The sequence below is a fragment of the Streptomyces sp. NPDC023527 genome (assembly GCF_055560115.1).
On record NZ_JBVHJJ010000003.1, the window covers coordinates 510670 to 530385 of the forward strand.

Annotated in this window: 1 protein-coding gene; it reads right to left on the reverse strand. The window is 72.2% G+C overall.

Annotation, left to right across the window (positions count from 1 at the left end):
* Positions 1-13: 13 nt before the first annotated feature.
* A complete protein-coding gene (locus ACZ303_RS09075; protein WP_467336637.1) occupies positions 14-19648 on the reverse strand; it encodes an SDR family NAD(P)-dependent oxidoreductase in 19635 nt (6544 codons plus the stop codon).
* Positions 19649-19716 lie beyond the last annotated feature (68 nt).

Consider the following 19716-nt stretch of genomic DNA (forward strand, 5'->3'; position numbering starts at 1 on the left):
TGGTTCGTGTTCGTCATTCTGAGAGCCCCAACTCGTTGTCGATAAAGGCGAAGATCTCGTCGGCCGTCGCGGCTTCGAGCTTTTCCGCGACGACCTCCTCGGGCTGGTCGTCGATGGTGGTGGTGTCGGCAGTGGGTTCGGTCGATGTGGTGGTGGCCGCCGCGCACCTGGCCAGCAGGGCGTTCAGGCGGTCGGCGGTGCGTGCGCCCGCCAGGTCCTTCGCGTCCATGGCCGAGATCACGGCTTCGAGCCGGTCGAGGTCGGCCAGCAGCCGCTCCGTACCGATCGCGTCGGGTACGAGCTCCGAGCGGAGCAGCGCGACGACGGCGTCGGGGGTCGGGTGGTCGAAGACCAGCGTCGCCGGGAGCCGCAGCCCCGTGGCCCGCTGGAGCCGGGTCCGCAGCTCCACCGCGGTGAGCGAGTCGAAGCCGAGGTCGCGGAAGGGGCGGCCCGGTTCGATGTCGCCCGGCGCGGCGAGGCCGAGCACGCCCGCGACCTGGATGCGTACGACGTCGAGCAGCACGTCGTACTGCTCGGTGTCGGGCAGCTCCGCCAGCCGCCCGACGAGCTCCTCGGCACCGGCCGCCGCCGCTTCGGCGCGCTCGGCCTCGATGCGCCGGATCTGCGGCAGCTCGCGGTAGAGCGGGTGGGCTCCGGCGGCCGACACGCCCTTGAGGAGCTCCGGCCAGTCGAAGTCGACCGCGGAGACGTCGGCGTCGGCGGTCGTCGCCGCCCCGGCGAGAACCGCCGCGAGCGCCGGGTCGGGCAGGCCGCGCAGTACGCCCGTGTCCTCGCCCTCCCGGTCCCAGGGCCCCCAGCCGATGGCGGTGGCCTCGTGGCCCGCCGCCCGGCGCCGCTGGGCGAGCGCGCCGAACACGGCGCTCACCGCGGCCGCTCCGGCCTGCCCCGGGCCGCCGACCGTGCCGGCGGCGGACCCGAAGAGGACGAAGGCCGAGAGGTCCAGGCCGCGGGTCAGCTCGTCCACGGTGAGGGCGGTGGTGATCTGCGCGCGCAGCTCGTCCTCGTACGCGGCGGGGTCGAGGGCGTCCAGGCGGCCGTCGGCGGGCAGGTTCGGCACGTGCACCACGGCGGTGAGGGCCGGGCAGCCGTCGCCGTTCAGCTCCTCCAGCAGCGCGGCGAGCGCCTGCCGGCCGGCGGTGCGGCTGTCGGCGGTCACGACGCGCTCGGCACCGCGGTCGGTCAGAACGCGCACGGCGCGCGCCCGCAGTTCACAGTCGTCGCCGGTGACCAGGACGGTGCCCCGGGGGGTCCACTCGTCGCCGGGCGCGGTGGCCGCGACCTGGTGCAAGCGGGGTGCGAACACACCGGTGTCGCGTACCGCCGCCTGGTCCTCGTCGACCGCACCGGCCAGCACGGCGAGCAGGCGCGCGACGGCGCGGTCGTCCACGGAGCCGGGTACGTCCACGAGGCCGCCCCAACGCTCCCCCAGCTCGAACCCGGCCACCCGGCCGAGCCCCCAGGCCGCCGCCTGAACGGGATCGGCGATCGCGTCCGTACCGCCGACGGACACCGCACCCCGGGTGGCGAACCACAGCCGCCCGCCGACACCGGCCGCGGCCAGCGCCTGCACGAGCGCCACGGAGGGCACCCAGGCCAGCACACCGGCCAGGGAGGCGGGAGCGATCCCGGAAGCGAATACGGCCTCGAATACGCGATCGGCGATCGCGGTGCCGCTCTCGTCCCCGCGCTCGTCGAGTACGAGCTCCACGACCTCGGTCCCGGCCTCGCGCAGGGCCTCGACGGAAGCCTGGGCCCAGGGGCGACGGTCACCGTCGGCGGGGACAACGACGAGATACGTACCGCTCGGTGCCCGCACCGACCCCTCGACCACCCGCTGCCACGCGGTACGGAACCGCCAGGGGTCGAGCTCGGGCTCGGCCCCGGACACGGCCTCGCGGGCGCCGGCGGAGGACAGCAGCCAGAAGTGCTGGTGCTGGAAGGGGTAGGTGGGGAGGTCGGCGAGGCGGGCGCCCGTACCGGAGAAGAACGCCTGCCAGTCGACGCGGGCGCCGGTGATGTGGAGCCGGCCGAGGGCGGTGACGAGGGTTTCCGCTTCGGAGCGGTCCTTGCGGAGGGCCGGGACGAAGGCGACGTCTTCGACGTCCGCCAGGCACTCCTGCGCCATCGCCGACAGAACACCGTCGGGGCCCAGCTCCAGGAAGGTACGGACACCCTGGTCGTGGAGGGTCTGGATGCCGTCGGCGAAGCGGACGGCCTCGCGGACGTGGCGGACCCAGTACTCGGGGGAGGTGAGGTCCTCGGCCACGGAACCCGTGACGTTGGATACGACCGGGACGGTCGGGGCGCTGTAGGTCAGCGACTCGGCTACGGTCCGGAAGTCCGCCAGCATCCCGTCCATGCGGTGCGAGTGGAAGGCATGGGACACGTTGAGGCGGCGGGCCTTCTCGAAGTGCGCCGCTACCTTCTCCACGGCTTCCTCATCGCCCGAAATCACCACGGAAGACGGACCGTTGATCGCCGCAATGTCGACACCGTCGACGAGCAGAGCACGAACCTCGGCCTCAGTGGCACGCAGCGACACCATCGCACCACCGGCAGGCAGCGCCTGCATCAGGCGCGCCCGAGCGGCGACCAGCTTCCCCGCATCCTCCAGCGAGAACACACCCGCCACATGCGCCGCAGAAATCTCACCAATGGAGTGACCGGCAACGAAATCAGGCCGCACACCCCACGACTCGGCCAGTCGGAACAGCGCCACCTCGACCGCGAACAGCGCAGGCTGCGTGTTCTCCGTACGAGCCAACAACCTGGCGTCGTCCAGAACCCCGGCATCCATGCTCAGCGCGGCACACGCAGCGTCGAAAGCCTCGGCGAACACCGGGAACGCCGCGTACAGCTCGCGCCCCATCCCTGCACGCTGCGCCCCCTGCCCCGTGAACAGAGCGGCGACCTTCCCGCCCAACACCCGACCCGAGACGACCTGCTCGCCCACCACAACAGCCCGGTGCTCGAACTGCGCACGCGCCGTCGCCAGGGTGAACCCGACGTCCACGGGGTCGAGGTCGGTCACGGCATCCCGCACCCGCGCCACCTGCGCGTCCAGCGCCTTCTCGCTCTTCGCGCTCACCACGAGCGGTACGAGGGGAAGGTCCCGGTCGGCAATGAGCTCAGGGGACTCGGCGACCGGCGCCTGCTCGATGACCACGTGGGCGTTCGTGCCGCTGAATCCGAAGGACGAGATGCCCGCGCGACGCGGACGCCCGGCCTCCGGCCACTCCCGGGCCTCGGTGAGGAGCTCGATCGCGCCCTCCGACCAGTCGACCCGGTCCGTGGGCTCGTCGGCGTGCAGGGTCTTCGGCAGGACGCCGGCCCGCATCGCCATCACCATCTTGATCACACCACCGACACCGGCCGCCGCCTGCGCGTGCCCGATGTTGGACTTCAACGAGCCGAGCCACAGCGGCCGGTCGGCCACGCGCTCCTGCCCGTAAGTCGCCAGCAGCGCCTGCGCCTCGATCGGGTCACCCAGCGTCGTACCCGTACCGTGCGCCTCGACAGCATCGACATCGGCCGGCGACAGACCGGCCGTGGCCAGCGCCTGCCGGATCACCCGCTGCTGCGACGGACCATTCGGGGCGGTCAGACCATTCGACGCACCATCCTGGTTGATCGCCGAGCCCCGGACCACGCCCAGCACCTGGTGACCGTTCCGACGGGCGTCCGACAGCCGCTCCACGAGCAGCATGCCGACACCCTCGGCCCAACCGGTGCCATCCGCCTCAGCACCGAACGCCTTGCAGCGACCATCCGCCGCCAGGCCGCGCTGACGCGAGAAGTCGATGAAGGCACCCGGTGTCGACATGACGGTGACACCACCGGCCAGCGCCATCTCGCACTCACCGGCCCGCAGCGCCTGAACCGCCATGTGCAGCGCCACCAGCGACGACGAACACGCCGTATCCACCGTCACCGCCGGACCCTCGAGACCCAGCGCGTACGAGACGCGCCCCGAGACGACGGCGAACGACGTGCCCGTACCGAGGAACGCCTCGACGTCCTCCGGCACGTCCACGGTCTGCGTGCCGTAGTCGTGGTAGCCGACACCGGCGTACACACCGGTACGGCTGCCGCGCAGGGCCGTCGGGTCGATGCCGGCGCGCTCGATGGTCTCCCAGGTCGTCTCCAGCAGCAGCCGCTGCTGCGGGTCCATCGCCAACGCCTCACGCGGCGAGATGCCGAAGAACGCCGGATCGAACTCGGCGGCCTCGTGCAGGAACCCGCCCTCCCGGACGTAGCTCTTGCCCGGCACACCGGGCTCCGGGTCGTACAGCGACCCGATGTCCCAGCCACGGTCGGTCGGGAACCCGGTCACGCCGTCGCGGCCGTTGGCCACCAGGTCCCACAGGTCCTCGGGCGAGCTGACACCTCCCGGGTAGCGGCAGGCCATGCCGACGATCGCGATCGGATCGTCGGCCGGTGCCTGCCGGGGCGCGGTGGTCGCGGCGGCCTGCGCGAGGCCGCCGACCAGCTCGTCACGCACGTACTCCATCAGCGCGCGCGGCGTCGGGTAGTCGAAGACCAGCGTCACCGGCAGCCGGAGACCGGTGGCGGCGTTGAGGCGATTGCGCAGCTCGACGGCGGTCAGGGAGTCGAAACCGATCTCCTTGAAGGAGCGTTCGGCGTCGACCGAATCCGGACCGGCGTGGCCGAGCACCGCCGCGACATCGGCCCGGATGAGGTCGAGGATCGCGCTCTCGCGCTCGTACTCCCCCAGACCCGCGAGCCGCTGCCGCAGACCGTCCGCCGCTGCCGACGCACCCGCCACCGCGCGGCGCGTACGCGTACGTACGAGCCCGCTCAGCATCGGCGAGACCTGGGCGGTGGGCGACGCGGCCAGGGCGGTCGTGTCCAGCCTGAACGGTACGAGCAGGCCACCGCCCTGGTTGACGGCCTGGGCCGTGTCGAAGAGCGCCAGTCCCTCCTCGGTGGACAGGGGCGGCATCCCGGAACGGTTCAGCCGCTCCACGTCGGCCGTCGACAGCTCACCGCCCATGCCGCTCGCCTCGGCCCACAGGCCCCATGCGAGCGACAGGCCGGCCAGGCCCGCCGCCCGGCGCTGCTGGGCCAGGGCGTCCAGGAGGGAGTTGGCGGCGGCGTAGTTGCCCTGGCCGGGGTATCCCATGACGCCTGCGACGGAGGAGAACAGGACGAAGGCGGAGAGGCCGAGGTCCTTGGTCAGCTCGTGGAGGTGGAGGGCGGCGTCGGCCTTGGGGCCGAAGACCGTGTCGATGTCGTCGGGGGTCATCGCGCCGACCAGGCCGTTGGCGTGGACGCCGGCCGTGTGGACGACACCGGTCAGGGGGTGCTCGGCGGGTACGGACGCGAGGAGGGTGGCCAGCGCGTCGCGGTCGGCGACGTCGCACGCGGCGACCGTGACGGTCGCGCCGAGGTTCGCCAGCTCGTCGCGGAGCTCGGCGGCACCAGGGGCGCCGAGGCCGCGACGGCTGGTGAGCAGCAGGTGCCGCACGCCGTGCTCGGTGACCAGGTGGCGGGCCACGAGGGCGCCGAGGGCGCCCGTACCGCCGGTGATCAGAACAGTGGTGTCGGCGTCCCAACGGTTCACGGGCTCGGTCGCCGGGACGGCCGCGCGGGCGACGCGCGGCACGTGGATGGCGCCACCGCGCACCGCCAGCTGAGCTTCGCCGCAGGTCAGGGCGGAGACGGGCAGGTCGGCACCGGGCTCGATGTCGATGAGGACGATCCGGTCGGGGTTCTCCGACTGGGCGGACTTGACCAGGCCCCGGACGGCGGCCTGCGCCAGGTCCTCGACCGGCTCGTCGGCGGCGACGGGCACGGCGCCACGCGTGACCAACACCAGCCGGGAACCGGCGAACCGTTCCTCCGCCCCCAGCCATTCCTGCACCAGGCCCAGGGCCCAGTGAGCCGCGTCGCGCACCGCGTCCGAGGACGGTTCGCCGCCTCCGGCCGGGCAGACGGCGAGCACGTACTCGGGGACGTCCTGCGTGCGGTGGAGCTCGGCCGGATCGGCGAACGCGCCGAGGGCCTCGCCCGCACCCTGGAGTCGGCACGGCGCGTCGTTTCCGAGCGTGGCCCAGGAAATGCCGTTGGTGGGTGCTGCGAGTGCCGGGAGCCGCTTCCACTCGACGTGGAACAGCGAATCGGCATGGCAGGTGGTGGAGTTCAGGTCCGTGGCGGTGAGCTCGCGCAGCTCCAGCGACTCGACCGAGGCCACCGGCCCACCGGCCGCGTCGGTCATGACGACGGACACGCCCTCGCCCGTCGACGGGCTCACCCGCACCCGGAGCCGCTCGGCCCCGGAGGCATGCAGCGTCACACCACGCAGCACATGCGCCACAGCCGACGGATCACCGGCTGAGGTCGTGATCTGAAGAGCGGCGTCGAGCAGGGCGGGGTGCACACCGTACGCGTCGCCGTCGACGATGCCCTCGGGCAGCGCCACGTCCGCGTAGACCGCATCGCCCTTGCGCCAGGCGGCGGTTACGCCCTGGAAGGCGGGGCCGTATTCCAGTCCGGCGTAGAACCTGTCGACGTCGATGACCTCGGCACCGGCCGGCGGCCACTCGGCCGGGGCGGGGGCAGCGGTCGCACTGCTCGCGCCGGTCGCCCCGGTCGAGAGGTGGCCGATCGCGTGCCGGGTCCAGAGTTCGTCGTCCTCGGGCCGGGAGTGAACGGACAGGGCGCGTCGGCCCTCGCCGCCGGGCTCCCCCACGGTGACGCGGAGCTGTACCCCACCGTGCTCGGCGAGCACGAGCGGCGCTTCCAGCGTCAGCTCGTCGACGGTCGCGCAGCCGACCTCGTCGCCCGCGCGGATCGCGAGCTCGACGAACGCGGTCCCGGGCAGCAGCACGCTGCCCGCGACGACGTGATCGGCCAGCCAGGGGTGCGTGCGGAGGGACAGCCTGCCCGTGAGCACGTAACCGTCGGGAAGCTCCACGACGGCACCGAGGATGGGGTGATCGGCCGAGCCCTGGCCGACAGAGGCCACATCGCTGCTGGTCGCAGCCGCTTCGAGCCAGAACGTCTCGCGCTGGAAGGGGTAGGTGGGGAGGTCGGCGAGACGGGCGCCGGTACCGGAGAAGAATGCCTGCCAGTCGACTCGGGCGCCGGTGATGTGGAGACGGCCGAGGGCAGTGACCAAGGCTCCCGCTTCGGGGCGGTCCTTACGGAGGGCCGGTACGAACGCGACGTCGTCGGAATCGGCGTCGGCGAGGCACTCCTGCGCCATCGCGGACAGGACACCGTCGGGGCCCAGCTCCAGGAAGGTACGGACACCCTGGTCGTGGAGGGTCTGGATGCCGTCGGCAAAGCGGACGGCCTCGCGGACGTGGCGGACCCAGTACTCGGCAGAGGTGAGGTCCTCGGCCACGGAACCCGTGACGTTGGAGACCACGGGGATCGCCGGAGCGGCGTACGTCAGCGACTCGGCGACCGTACGGAAGTCCGCCAGCATGCCGTCCATGCGGTGCGAGTGGAAGGCATGCGAAACGTTCAGGCGGCGAGACTTCTCGAAGTGCGCCGCTACCTGCTCGACCGCAGCTTCATCGCCCGAAATCACCACGGACGACGGGCCGTTGATCGCCGCGATGTCGACACCGTCGACGAGCAGAGCGCGAACCTCGGCCTCAGTGGCACGCAGCGACACCATCGCACCACCGGCAGGCAGCGCCTGCATCAGGCGCGCCCGAGCGGCGACCAGCTTCCCCGCATCCTCCAGCGAGAACACACCCGCCACATGCGCAGCCGCGATCTCACCAATGGAGTGACCGGCAACAAAGTCCGGACGCACACCCCACGACTCGACGAGACGGAACAGCGCCACCTCAACAGCAAAGAGAGCGGGCTGCGTGTTCTCCGTACGAGCCAGCAGCTCCGCATCGTCGAGAACGGCCTGGTCCAGGCCCAGCGCCACGCACGCGGCGTCAAACGCCTCGGCGAAGACCGGATACGCCGCGTACAGCTCGCGCCCCATCCCCGCCCGCTGCGCCCCCTGCCCGGTGAAGAGAGCAGCGACCTTCCCGCCCAGCACGCGACCCTTGGCGACCTGCTCGCCCATCACAACAGCCCGGTGCTCGAACTGCGCCCGCGCCGTCGCCAGGGTGAACCCGACATCCACCGGGTTGAGGTCGGCTGCGGCTTCCCGCACCTGAGCGACCTGCGCGTCGAGCGCCTCCGGCGTCTTGCCGGACACCACCCACGGCACGACCGGCGGAAGCGCGGCAGCACCCTCAACAGCAGCTTCAACCAGCGCCTGCTCGACGATCACGTGCGCGTTCGTCCCGCTGAAGCCGAAGGACGAGATGCCCGCGCGACGCGGACGCCCGGCCGTCTCCGGCCAGTCGCGGGCCTCGGTGAGGAGCTCGACCGCACCCTCGGCCCAGTCCACCTGGTCCGTCGGCTCGTCGGCGTGCAGGGTCTTCGGCAGGACGCCGTGGCGCATCGCCATCAGCATCTTGATGATCCCGCCGACACCGGCGGCGGCCTGGCTGTGGCCGATGTTGGACTTCAGCGAGCCGAGCCACAGCGGCTCGCCGCCCTCGCCGCGCTCTTGCCCGTACGTGGCAAGCAGCGCCTGCGCCTCGATCGGATCACCCAGCGTCGTACCCGTACCGTGCGCCTCGACGGCGTCGATGTCGGCCGGCGCCAGGCCGGCCGTGGCCAACGCCTGCCGGATCACCCGCTGCTGGGACGGACCGTTCGGCGCCGTCAGCCCATTGCTCGCACCATCCTGGTTGATCGCCGAACCGCGCACGACACCGAGCACCCGGTGACCGTTCCGACGGGCGTCGGAGAGCCGCTCGACGAGCAGCATGCCGACACCCTCGGCCCAACCGGTGCCATCCGCCTCAGCACCGAACGCCTTGCAGCGCCCGTCGGCGGAGAGCCCCCGCTGACGGGAGAACTCCACGAAGGCACCCGGCGTCGACATCACCGTCACACCACCGGCCAACGCCATGTCGCACTCACCGGCCCGCAGGGCCTGCACGGCCATGTGCAGCGCCACCAGCGACGACGAACACGCCGTGTCCACCGTCACCGCCGGACCCTCAAGGCCGAAGACGTACGAGAGGCGGCCGGAGACGACGCTGCCGGAGGTGCCGGTGCCCAGGAAGCCGTCGACGTCCTTCGCCGATGCCTCGGAGCCGACGCCCAGCGCGTAGTCGTGGTACATCGCACCCGCGAAGACACCGGTCCGGCTGCCGCGCAGCGCGCCCGGGTCGATCCCGGCCCGCTCGACGGCCTCCCACGTGGTCTCCAGCAGCAGCCGCTGCTGCGGATCCATGGCAAGGGCCTCACGCGGCGAGATGCCGAAGAACGCCGGGTCGAACTCACCCGCGTCATGCAGGAAGCCGCCTTGACGCGTGTACGAGGTCCCCGGACGCTCGCCCGTGGGGTCGTACAGCGAGTCGAGGTCCCACCCTCGGTCGGTCGGGAAGGTGGACACACCGTCGCGGCCGTTGAGGACGAGGTCCCACAGATCGTCGGGCGAGGAAACCCCACCCGGGTAGCGGCAGGCCATCCCCACAATCGCGATCGGATCATCGCCGACGGACGTCCGTACCGGCACGGGCAGAGCATCCTGAGCCGCGCCGCCGGCCAGCTCCTCGCGGAGGTGGTCGGTGATCGCGGCGGCGGTCGGGTAGTCGAAGACGAGGGTCGCGGGCAGTCGCAGGCCCGTCGTCGCGTTGAGCCGGTTGCGGAGGTCGATGGCGGTCAGGGAGTCGAAGCCCAGCTCCGTGAACGCCCGCTCCGGCTCGATCACCGCACCCGAGGCGTGGCCGAGGACACCCGCGACCTCGTCCCGCACCAGGTCCAGCAGCAGGCCCACACGCTCCGCTTCGGGCAGGCCGAGGAGCCGCTGACGGAGCGACTCGGCCCGCCGGGCGTCGACGGTACGACGCTTCGGCACCCGCACCAGGCCCCGCAGCAGCGCGGGAACCTCGGCGCCGCCGCGAGCCATGGCCCGCAGATCCATGGATACGGGTACGAGCACGGCCTCGCCCGACGCCACCGCGGCGTCGAAGAGAGCGAGCCCCTGCGAGGGGGCGAGGGTGAGGACGCCTTCCTGCGCCATGCGGGAGGCGTGGGCGGTGTCGAGCGCGCTGCCCATGCCGTCCGTGTCGTCCCACAGGCCCCAGGCGAGGGACGTGGCGGGGAGGCCGGCGGCGGCCCGCTGCTGGGCGAGCGCGTCCACGTACGCGTTCGCTGCCGCGTAGTTGCCCTGACCCGCATTGCCGAAGACACCGGCGACGGAGGAGAAGAGAACGAAGGCGGACAGGTCCATGTCCTTCGTCAGCTCGTGGAGGTGCCGAGCAGCTGTCGCCTTGGGGTCGAAGACCGCGTCGACGCGTGCCGGGGTGAGGGAGGAAACGGTCGCGTCGTCGAGGACACCGGCGGTGTGGATCACGGCGGTGACCGGGTGCGACGTGAGGAGGGCGGCCAGGGCGTCGCGGTCGGCGACGTCGCAGGCGGCGACGGTCACGTCGGCGCCGAGAGCCGAGAGTTCCTCGCTCAATTCGACCGCTCCGGGGGCGTCCAGGCCCCGGCGGCTGGTCAGCAGCAGACGGCGGACACCGTGCTCGGTGACCAAATGGCGGGCCACGAGGGCGCCGAGGGCACCCGTACCGCCGGTGATCAGGACAGTTCCGTCGGCGTCCCACGAGGGCCGGCTGTCAGCGGCGACGGCGGCACGAGCGAGACGCGGCGCGAACACCGCTCCCCCACGCACAGCCACCTGCGGCTCGTCACCGACCAGCCCCAGAACCTCCGCAGAGACCTCCTCGTCGAGATCGACAAGAACAATGCGGTCGGGATTCTCGGACTGCGCCGAGCGCACCAGACCCCACACAGCCGCCTGCGCCGGGTCGACATCGACATCACCGGCGACGACCACGGCCCCACGCGTCACCAGCACCAGACGCGACTCGGCGAACCGCTCCTCGGCCAGCCACTCCTGCACCAGACCCAGCGCGCCACGAACATCCGAGGCAACAGCAGCGACCAGCCCGGGAACCGCCGCACCCTCATCCACAGCCTGTGCGAGCGCCGCGAGATCCGCGTACTGAGAACCCAGGACAGTGACCGCGACGTCCGAGACCTGGGCCGCGACCGGCACCCACTCCACCCGGAACAGCGAGTCCCGCAGCGCCCGATCGGCCGCGCGCAGCTGATCGGCACCGATCGGCCGTACGACGAGCGACTCGACCGACGCCACCGCGACACCGGTCGCGTCGGCCAACTCCAGCGCGAAACCCTCCGCACCGGGAACCAACCGCACCCGCAGCCTGGAAGCCCCAGCCGCACCCAGCGACACACCACGCCAAACAAACGGCAGCTCGGGCGAGCCCATGTCACCACTCACCGCGTTGGCATGCAGCGCGGCATCGAAGAGCGCCGGATGCAGGCCGAACGCAGCGACATCCGTACCGTCCGGCAACGCCACCTCGGCGAAGACCTCGTCGCCGCGACGCCAAGCGGCGGTTACGCCCTGGAAGACGGGCCCGTACTCCAGCCCGGCCTCGGCCAAACCGGCGTAAAGCCCGTCGACCTCGACAACCTCCGCACCGACCGGCGGCCACACCACCAGATCGGTACCACCGACAGAGGCGACGGCGGAGAGGAAGCCGGAGGCATGACGCGTCCACGCGTCATCGCCCTCGGGGCGCGAGTGAATGGACAGGCTCCGCCGCCCCTCGACGTCGGGCTCGCCCACGGTGACGCGGAGCTGTACCCCGCCGTGCTCGGGGAGCACGAGCGGCGCTTCCAGCGTCAACTCGTCGACGGTCGTGCAGCCGACCTCGTCACCCGCGCGGATCGCGAGATCGACAAAGGCCGTCCCGGGGAGAAGGACCGTCCCCATGACCACATGATCCGCGAGCCAAGGGTGACTCTTGAGCGACACCCGGCCGGTGAGCAGGAACTCCTCCGAGTCGGGCGTGCCGACGACCGCACCCAGCAGCGGGTGGCTGACCGCGTCCTGGCCCACAGAAGCGACATCGCCGCTGTGCACCGCCGATTCGAGCCAGTACGACTGGCGCTGGAAGGCGTACGTCGGCAGGTCTACGCGGCGAGCGCCGGTACCGGCGAAGAACGCCGACCAGTCGACGCGGGCGCCGGTGATGTGAAGGCGGCCGAGGGCGGTGACCAGGGCGGTCGCTTCGGGGCGGTTCTTGCGGAGAGCCGGTACGAACGCCACGTCCTCGGCGTCTGCCAGGCACTCCTGCGCCATCGCGGACAGGACACCGTCGGGGCCCAGCTCCAGGAAGGTACGGACGCCCTGGTCGTGGAGGGTCTGGATGCCGTCGGCGAAGCGAACGGCCTCACGGACATGCCGGACCCAGTACTCGGGAGAAGTGAGGTCCTCGGCCACGGAGCCCGTGACGTTGGAGACGACCGGCATCGCGGGGACGCTGTAGGTCAGCGACTCGGCTACGGCTCGGAAGTCCGCCAGCATCCCGTCCATACGGTGGGAGTGGAAAGCGTGCGAGACGTTAAGGCGGCGGGACTTCTCGAAGTGGGCCGCGACCCGCTCGACCGCAGCCTCGTCACCCGAAATCACCATGGACGACGGACCGTTGATAGCGGCAATGTCGACACCGTCGACCAGCACGGCTCGAACTTCGGCCTCGGTTGCACGCAGCGACACCATCGCACCGCCGGCCGGAAGTGCCTGCATCAGCGCGGCACGAGCAGCGACCAGCTTGCCCGCATCGGCCAGGGAGAACACACCCGCCACATGCGCAGCCGCGATCTCACCAATGGAGTGACCAGCAACGAAATCAGGCCGCACACCCCACGACTCGGCCAACCGGAACAGCGCCACCTCGACCGCGAACAGCGCAGGCTGCGTGTTCTCCGTACGAGCCAGCGACTCCGCATCGTCCAGCACCGCCACGTCCAGGCCCAGCGCCCCACACGCAGCGTCGAAAGCCTCGGCGAAGACCGGATAAGCGGCGTGCAACTCGCGCCCCATCCCCACCCGCTGGGCGCCCTGCCCGGTGAAGAGAGCAGCGACCTTGCCGCCCAGCACCCGGCCCGAGACGACCTGCTCGCCCACAACCACGGCCCGGTGCTCGAACTGCGCCCGAGCCGTCGCCAGCGTGAAACCGACATCCACCGGGCTCAGATCGGCAGCGGCGCCGACCGTCTGGGCGACCTGCGCATCCAGCGCCTCCGCCGACCTGCCGGAAACCACCCACGGCACGACCGGCGGAAGCGCAGTAGCACCTTCGACAGCGGCCTCGACCGGTGCCTGCTCCACGATCACGTGCGCGTTCGTACCGCTGAACCCGAACGACGACACACCCGCACGCCGAGGCCGCTCGCCCTCCGGCCACTCGCGCGCATCCGTCAGCAGCTCGACCGCGCCCTCGGACCAGTCCACCTGATCCGTGGGCTTGTCGGCGTGGAGCGTCCTGGGCAGGACGCCATGGCGCATCGCCATCAGCATCTTGATGATCCCGCCGACACCGGCAGCCGCCTGCGCGTGCCCGATGTTCGACTTCAGCGAGCCCAGCCACAGCGGCTCGCCGTCCTCGCCCCGCTCCTGCCCGTACGTGGCAAGCAGCGCCTGCGCCTCGATCGGGTCACCCAGAACCGTGCCCGTGCCATGCGCCTCGACCGTGTCGACGTCCGCAGCGGTCAGACCCGCCGACGCCAGCGCCTGCCGGATCACCCGCTGCTGCGACGGACCATTCGGCGCCGTCAAACCATTCGACGCACCATCCTGGTTGATCGCCGAACCCCGCACGACACCAAGCACCCGGTGACCGTTCCGACGAGCATCCGACAGCCGCTCCACCAGCAGCATGCCGACACCCTCGGCCCACCCCGTACCGTCCGCGTCCGCACCGAACGCCTTGCAACGACCATCCGCCGCCAGGCCCCGCTGCCGCGAGAAGTCGATGAACGCACCCGGCGTCGACATCACCGTCACACCACCGGCCAACGCCATGTCACATTCGCCGGCCCGCAGCGCCTGCACCGCCAAATGCAGCGCGACCAGAGACGACGAGCACGCCGTGTCCACCGTCACCGCCGGACCCTCAAGGCCGAACAGGTAGGACACACGGCCGGAGACGACGCTGCCGGACGTGCCCGTGCCCAGGAAGCCGTCCACGCCCTCCGGGGCGATGGAGTCCATGCCCAGCGCGTAGTCGTGGTACATCGCACCGGCGAAGACACCGGTGCGGCTGCCGCGCAGGGCGGCCGGGTCGATGCCCGCCCGCTCGACGGCCTCCCACGTGGTCTCCAGCAGCAGCCGCTGCTGCGGGTCCATCGCCAGCGCCTCGCGCGGCGAGATGCCGAAGAACGCCGGGTCGAACTCGTCCGCGTCGTGCAGGAAGCCGCCCTCGCGGGCGTAGCTCGTGCCCGGCACGGACGGGTCGGGGTTGTAGAGGTTCTCCAGGTCCCAACCACGGTTGACCGGGAACCCACTCACCCCGTCCCGCCCGTTGACGACCAGGTCCCACAGGTCCTCGGGCGAGGTGACACCACCGGGGTAGCGGCAGGCCATACCCACGATCGCGATGGGGTCGTCGTCCACAAGGATGGGTGTCACGGCCGCCGGGGAACCGTGGGCGGTGAGGTCGCCCAGCAGCTCGGCCGCCAGGTGGGCGGCGATGGCGTCGGCGGTGGGGTGGTCGAAGACGAGGGTGGCCGACAGCTTCAGGCCCGTGGCCGCGTTGAGCCGGTTGCGGAGTTCGACGGCGGTCAGGGAGTCGAAGCCCAGTTCCGTGAACGCGCGCCCCGGCTCGATCGCCGCACCCGACGCGTGGCCGAGGACACCCGCGACCTCGTCGCGCACCAGGCCCAGCAGCAGCCCGGACCGGTCCTCCTCGGGCAGCGTCAGGAGGCGCTGCCGGAACGACTCGGCCTGTCGGCCGACGAGCGCCCGCCGCACCGGCACGCGCACCAGGCCCCGCAGCAACGCCGGGATCTCGCCGCCACCGCGCGCCATGGCCCGCAGGTTCATCGGGACGGGTACGAGCACGGGCTCGCCCGAGGCCACGGCCGCGTCGAGCAGGGCGAGGCCATCGGCCGGTGCGAGTGCCGGGAAGCCGTCCTCGGCCATCCGGGAGGCGTGCGGCGCGTCGAGGCTCCCGCCCATGCCGCCGGTGCTCTCCCACAGGCCCCAGGCGAGGGAGGTGGCGGGCAGGCCCGCCGCGACCCGTCGCTGGGCCAGCGCGTCCAGGGAGGCGTTGGCGGCGGCGTAGTTGCCCTGGCCCGCGTTGCCGAAGACACCGGCCGCCGAGGAGAACAGGACGAAGGCGGAAAGGTCCAGTTCGGCGGTCAGCTCGTGCAGGTGCAGGGCCGCGTCCACCTTCGGCCCGAAGACCGCGTCGATGCGTTCCGGCGTGAGCGAGGAGACCGTCGCGTCGTCGAGGACACCGGCGGTGTGGACGACTCCCTTGATCGGGTGGGAGGCGAGGAGCTCCGCCAGGGCGTCGCGGTCGGCGACGTCGCACGCGGCGACGGTCACGGCGGCACCAAGGGCCACCAGCTCGTCGCGGAGCTCAACAGCCCCGGGGGCGTCCAGCCCCCGGCGGCTGGTCAGCAGCAGGCCGCGCACCCCGTGCTCGGCCACCAGATGACGGGCCGCAATCGCACCCAGCGCACCCGTACCACCCGTGATCAGAACCGTGCCGTCGACATCCCACCGCGGCCGCGCTTCAGCGGCGACCGCCGCCCGCGCCAGACGCGGCGCGAAGACGGAACCGCCCCGCACCGCCACCTGCGGCTCGTCCCCGACAAGAGCGAGGACATCGGCAGAGACCTCCTGATCGAGGTCGACGAGGACGAAACGACCGGGGTTCTCCGACTGCGCCGAACGCACCAGACCCCACACAGCCGCCTGCGCCGGATCCACATCGACGTCACCGGCGACGACCACGGCCCCACGCGTCACCAGCACCAGGCGCGACTCGGTGAACCGCTCCTCGGCCAGCCACTCCTGCACCAGACCCAGAACACCGCGAACATCCGAGGCAACAGCAGCGACCAGCTCAGGCACCGACCCCGCCCGCCCCAGCGCCGCCAGGTCCGCGTAGTCCGAACCCAGCACCACCGCCGAAGCGTCCGCAGCCGAAGCGGCGACCGGCACCCACTCCACCCGGAACAGCGCATCGCGCAACGCACGTCCCGCCGACGGGAGTTGACCGTCAGCGATCGGCCGCACCACCAGCGAGCCCACCGACGCCACGGCCGCACCCGCCGCATCGGCCAGCTCCAGCGCGGCGCCGCCATCGTCCGCCGCCGTGACCTTGACCCGCAGGACGCTCGCACCGGCGGCCCGCAGTGTCACTCCGCGCCACACGAACGGCAGTCCCTCGCCGCCCGACGCGCCCGCGCTGACGTGCAGCGCCGCGTCGAAGAGCGCGGGGTGCAGCCCGTACGAGGCCACGTCCGTGCCGTCCGGCAGGGCCACCTCGGCGTAGAGCTCGTCACCGCGACGCCAAGCGGCGGCGACGCCCCGGAATGCGGGCCCGTACGCGAGTCCGGCGTCGGCCAGCCCGGCGTACAGCCCCTCGACGTCCACCGGCTCCGCGCCGGCCGGGGGCCACACCGTCAGGTCGGCACCGCCCAAGGCGGCGGAGGCGGCGACAGCCAGCGAACCGGAAGCGTGCCGCGTCCAGACCTCGTCGTCCTCCGGCCGGGAGTGGATGGACAGCGCCCGCCGGCCCTCGCCGTCGGCCTCCCCCACCGTCACCCGCAACTGGACGCCGCCACCGTGCTCGGCGAGCACCAACGGCGCTTCCAGCGTCAGCTCTTCGACGACACCACAACCGACCTCGTCACCCGCGCGGATCGCGAGCTCCACGAACGCGGTACCCGGCAGCAGAACGCTGCCCGCCACCACGTGATCCGCCAGCCACGGATGCGTACGGAGCGACACCCGGCCGGTCAGCAGCACGCTGTCCGAGTCGGGCAGCGAGATGGCCGCGCCCAGCAGCGCGTGACCGGCCGCGCCCAGGCCCAGCCCGGAGGCGTCCACGGCGGACGTGCCGCCACGCGGCCAGTAGTGCTCGTGCTGGAAGGCGTACGTGGGCAGGTCGACGCGGCGGGCACCGGTCCCGGCGAAGAACGCCTGCCAGTCCACCGCGCACCCGGCGACGTGGATCCGGCCCAGAGCCGCGACCAGCGAGACCGGCTCCGGGCGCGCCTTGCGGAGCGCCGGGACGAAGGCCACGTCGTCGGCGTCCGTCAGGCACTCCTGTGCCATCGCCGACAGGACCCCGTCCGGGCCCAGCTCCAGGAACGTGCGTACGCCCTCACCGTGCAGCGTCCGGATGCCGTCGGCGAAGCGGACGGCCTCGCGGACGTGCCGCACCCAGTACTCGGGCGAGGTGAGGTCGTCGGACAGGGCACCGGTGACGTTCGAGACGACCGGGATCAGCGGAGTGCCGTACGTGAGCGACTGGGCCACCGTCCGGAAGTCCGCCAGCATGCCGTCCATACGAGCCGAATGGAAGGCGTGCGAGACGTCGAGGCGGCGGGCCTTCTCGAAGCGCCCGGCCACGGTCAGCACGGCGTCCTCGTCGCCCGAGATCACCACGGAAGTGGGGCCGTTGACGGCGGCGATGTCGACACCGTCGACGAGAGCCGCCCGCACCTCTTCCTCCGTGGCGCGCAGCGACACCATCGCCCCGCCCGTCGGCAGCGCCTGCATCAGACGAGCGCGTGCGGCCACCAGCTTCCCGGCGTCCTCCAGCGAGAGCACGCCCGCCACATGGGCCGCCGCGATCTCTCCGACGGAATGCCCCGCGACGAAGTCCGGCAGGACGCCGTACGACTCCATCAGCCGGTAGAGCGCGACCTCGATCGCGAAGAGCGCGGGTTGCGTGTTCTCGGTACGGCCGAGCAGCTCCGCGTCGTCGAGAACGGCGGCGTCCAGGCCCAGTGCCGCGCACGCCGCGTCGAAAGCGGCGGCGAACACCGGGAAAGCGGCGTGGAGTTCACGTCCCATCCCGGCCCGCTGTGCGCCCTGCCCGGTGAAGAGGACGGCCAGTCGGCCCTCGGAGGCCGGTCCCGAGGCCGCCGGCTCGCCGTCGATCAGCACGGCCCGGTGCTCGAACCGCGCCCGCGCCGTCGCCAGCGTGAAGCCGACGTCCAGGGGCCGCGGCCCGGCTGCGGCTTCCCGCACCCGCGCGATCTGCGCGTCGAGCGCCTCCGGCGTCTTCCCGGAGATCACCCACGGCACCACCGGCAGCACGACGTCACCGGCGGCCTCGGTGGTCTCCTCCGCCGGGGGCTGCTCGACGATGACGTGCGCGTTCGTGCCGCTGATGCCGAACGACGACACGCCCGCCCGCCGCGGCCGGCCCCCGGCCGCCGGCCACTCGCGGGCCTCCGTCAGCAGCTCCACCGCGCCCGCCGACCAGTCCACGTGCGGCGACCGCTCGTCGGCGTGCAGGGTCCTGGGCAGGACGCCCGCCCGCATCGCCATGACCATCTTGATGATCCCGCCGACACCGGCGGCGGCCTGCGCGTGCCCGATGTTGGACTTCAGCGAACCGAGCCACAGCGGCCGGTCGGCCGCCCGCTCCTGCCCGTACGTGGCGAGGAGGGCCTGCGCCTCGATCGGGTCGCCCAGGACCGTGCCCGTGCCGTGTGCCTCGACCGCGTCGATCTGGTCGGCGGACAGGCGCGCGCTCGCGAGGGCCTGCCGGATGACGCGCTGCTGGGAGGGGCCGTTGGGCGCCGTCAGACCGTTCGACGCGCCGTCCTGGTTGATGGCCGAGCCGCGCACCACGGCCAGCACGGGGTGACCGTTGCGGCGGGCGTCCGACAGGCGCTCGACGAGCAGCATGCCGACGCCCTCGCCCCAGCCCGTACCATCCGCCCCGGCGCCGAACGCCTTGCACCGGCCATCCGCCGCGAGCCCCCGCTGCCGCGAGAAGTCGACGAATGTCTCCGGCGTGGCCATGACGGTGACACCGCCGGCGAGGGCCATGTCGCACTCGTCGCGGCGCAGCGCCTGGATCGCCCAGTGCAGGGCCACCAGCGACGACGAGCACGCGGTGTCGACGGTGACTGCCGGGCCCTCCAGCCCGAAGGTGTAGGCGACGCGGCCGGAGGCGATGCTGCCGCCGGTGCCCATGAAGCCCTCGACCTGGTCGGCGGCCTGCTCCAGTACGGAGATGTAGTCGTGGTACATCACGCCCGCGAAGACGCCCGTACGGCTGCCGCGCGCGGCGTCCGGGCTGATGCCGGCCCGCTCGAACGCCTCCCAGGTCGCTTCGAGGAGCAGCCGGTGCTGCGGGTCCATCGCCAGCGCCTCGCGCGGCGAGATGCCGAACAGGGCGGGGTCGAACGCCGTGGCGTCGTCGAGGAATCCGCCGGACCGGGTGTAGGTGGTGCCCCGGTGGTCGGGGTCCGGGTGGTAGAGCCCGTCGAGGTCCCAGCCGCGGTCGGTGGGGAAGCCTGTGATGGCGTCGCCACCGGTGGCGACGAGGTTCCACAGGTCCTCCGGCGAGCGGACGCCGCCGGGGAAGCGGCAGCTCATGCCCACGATCGCGATCGGCTCGTGGGCCTCCGCGGTCAGCTTCCGGTTCTGCTCGCGCAGGCGCTCGGTCTCCTTCATGGAGGCGCGGAGTGCCTCGATGATGCGTGCGTCGGAAGAACTCATTCTGGGCTGTTACCTCTCGCGGTTTCTCGCGGTTCTCGCGGGTTCTCGCTGGTTGCGCGGGTCCGGCG

Bases quoted from the DNA above. Each gene is read 5' to 3' on its own strand.
- ACZ303_RS09075 (WP_467336637.1), bottom strand. From the start codon at position 19,648: ATGAGTTCTTCCGACGCACGCATCATCGAGGCACTCCGCGCCTCCATG.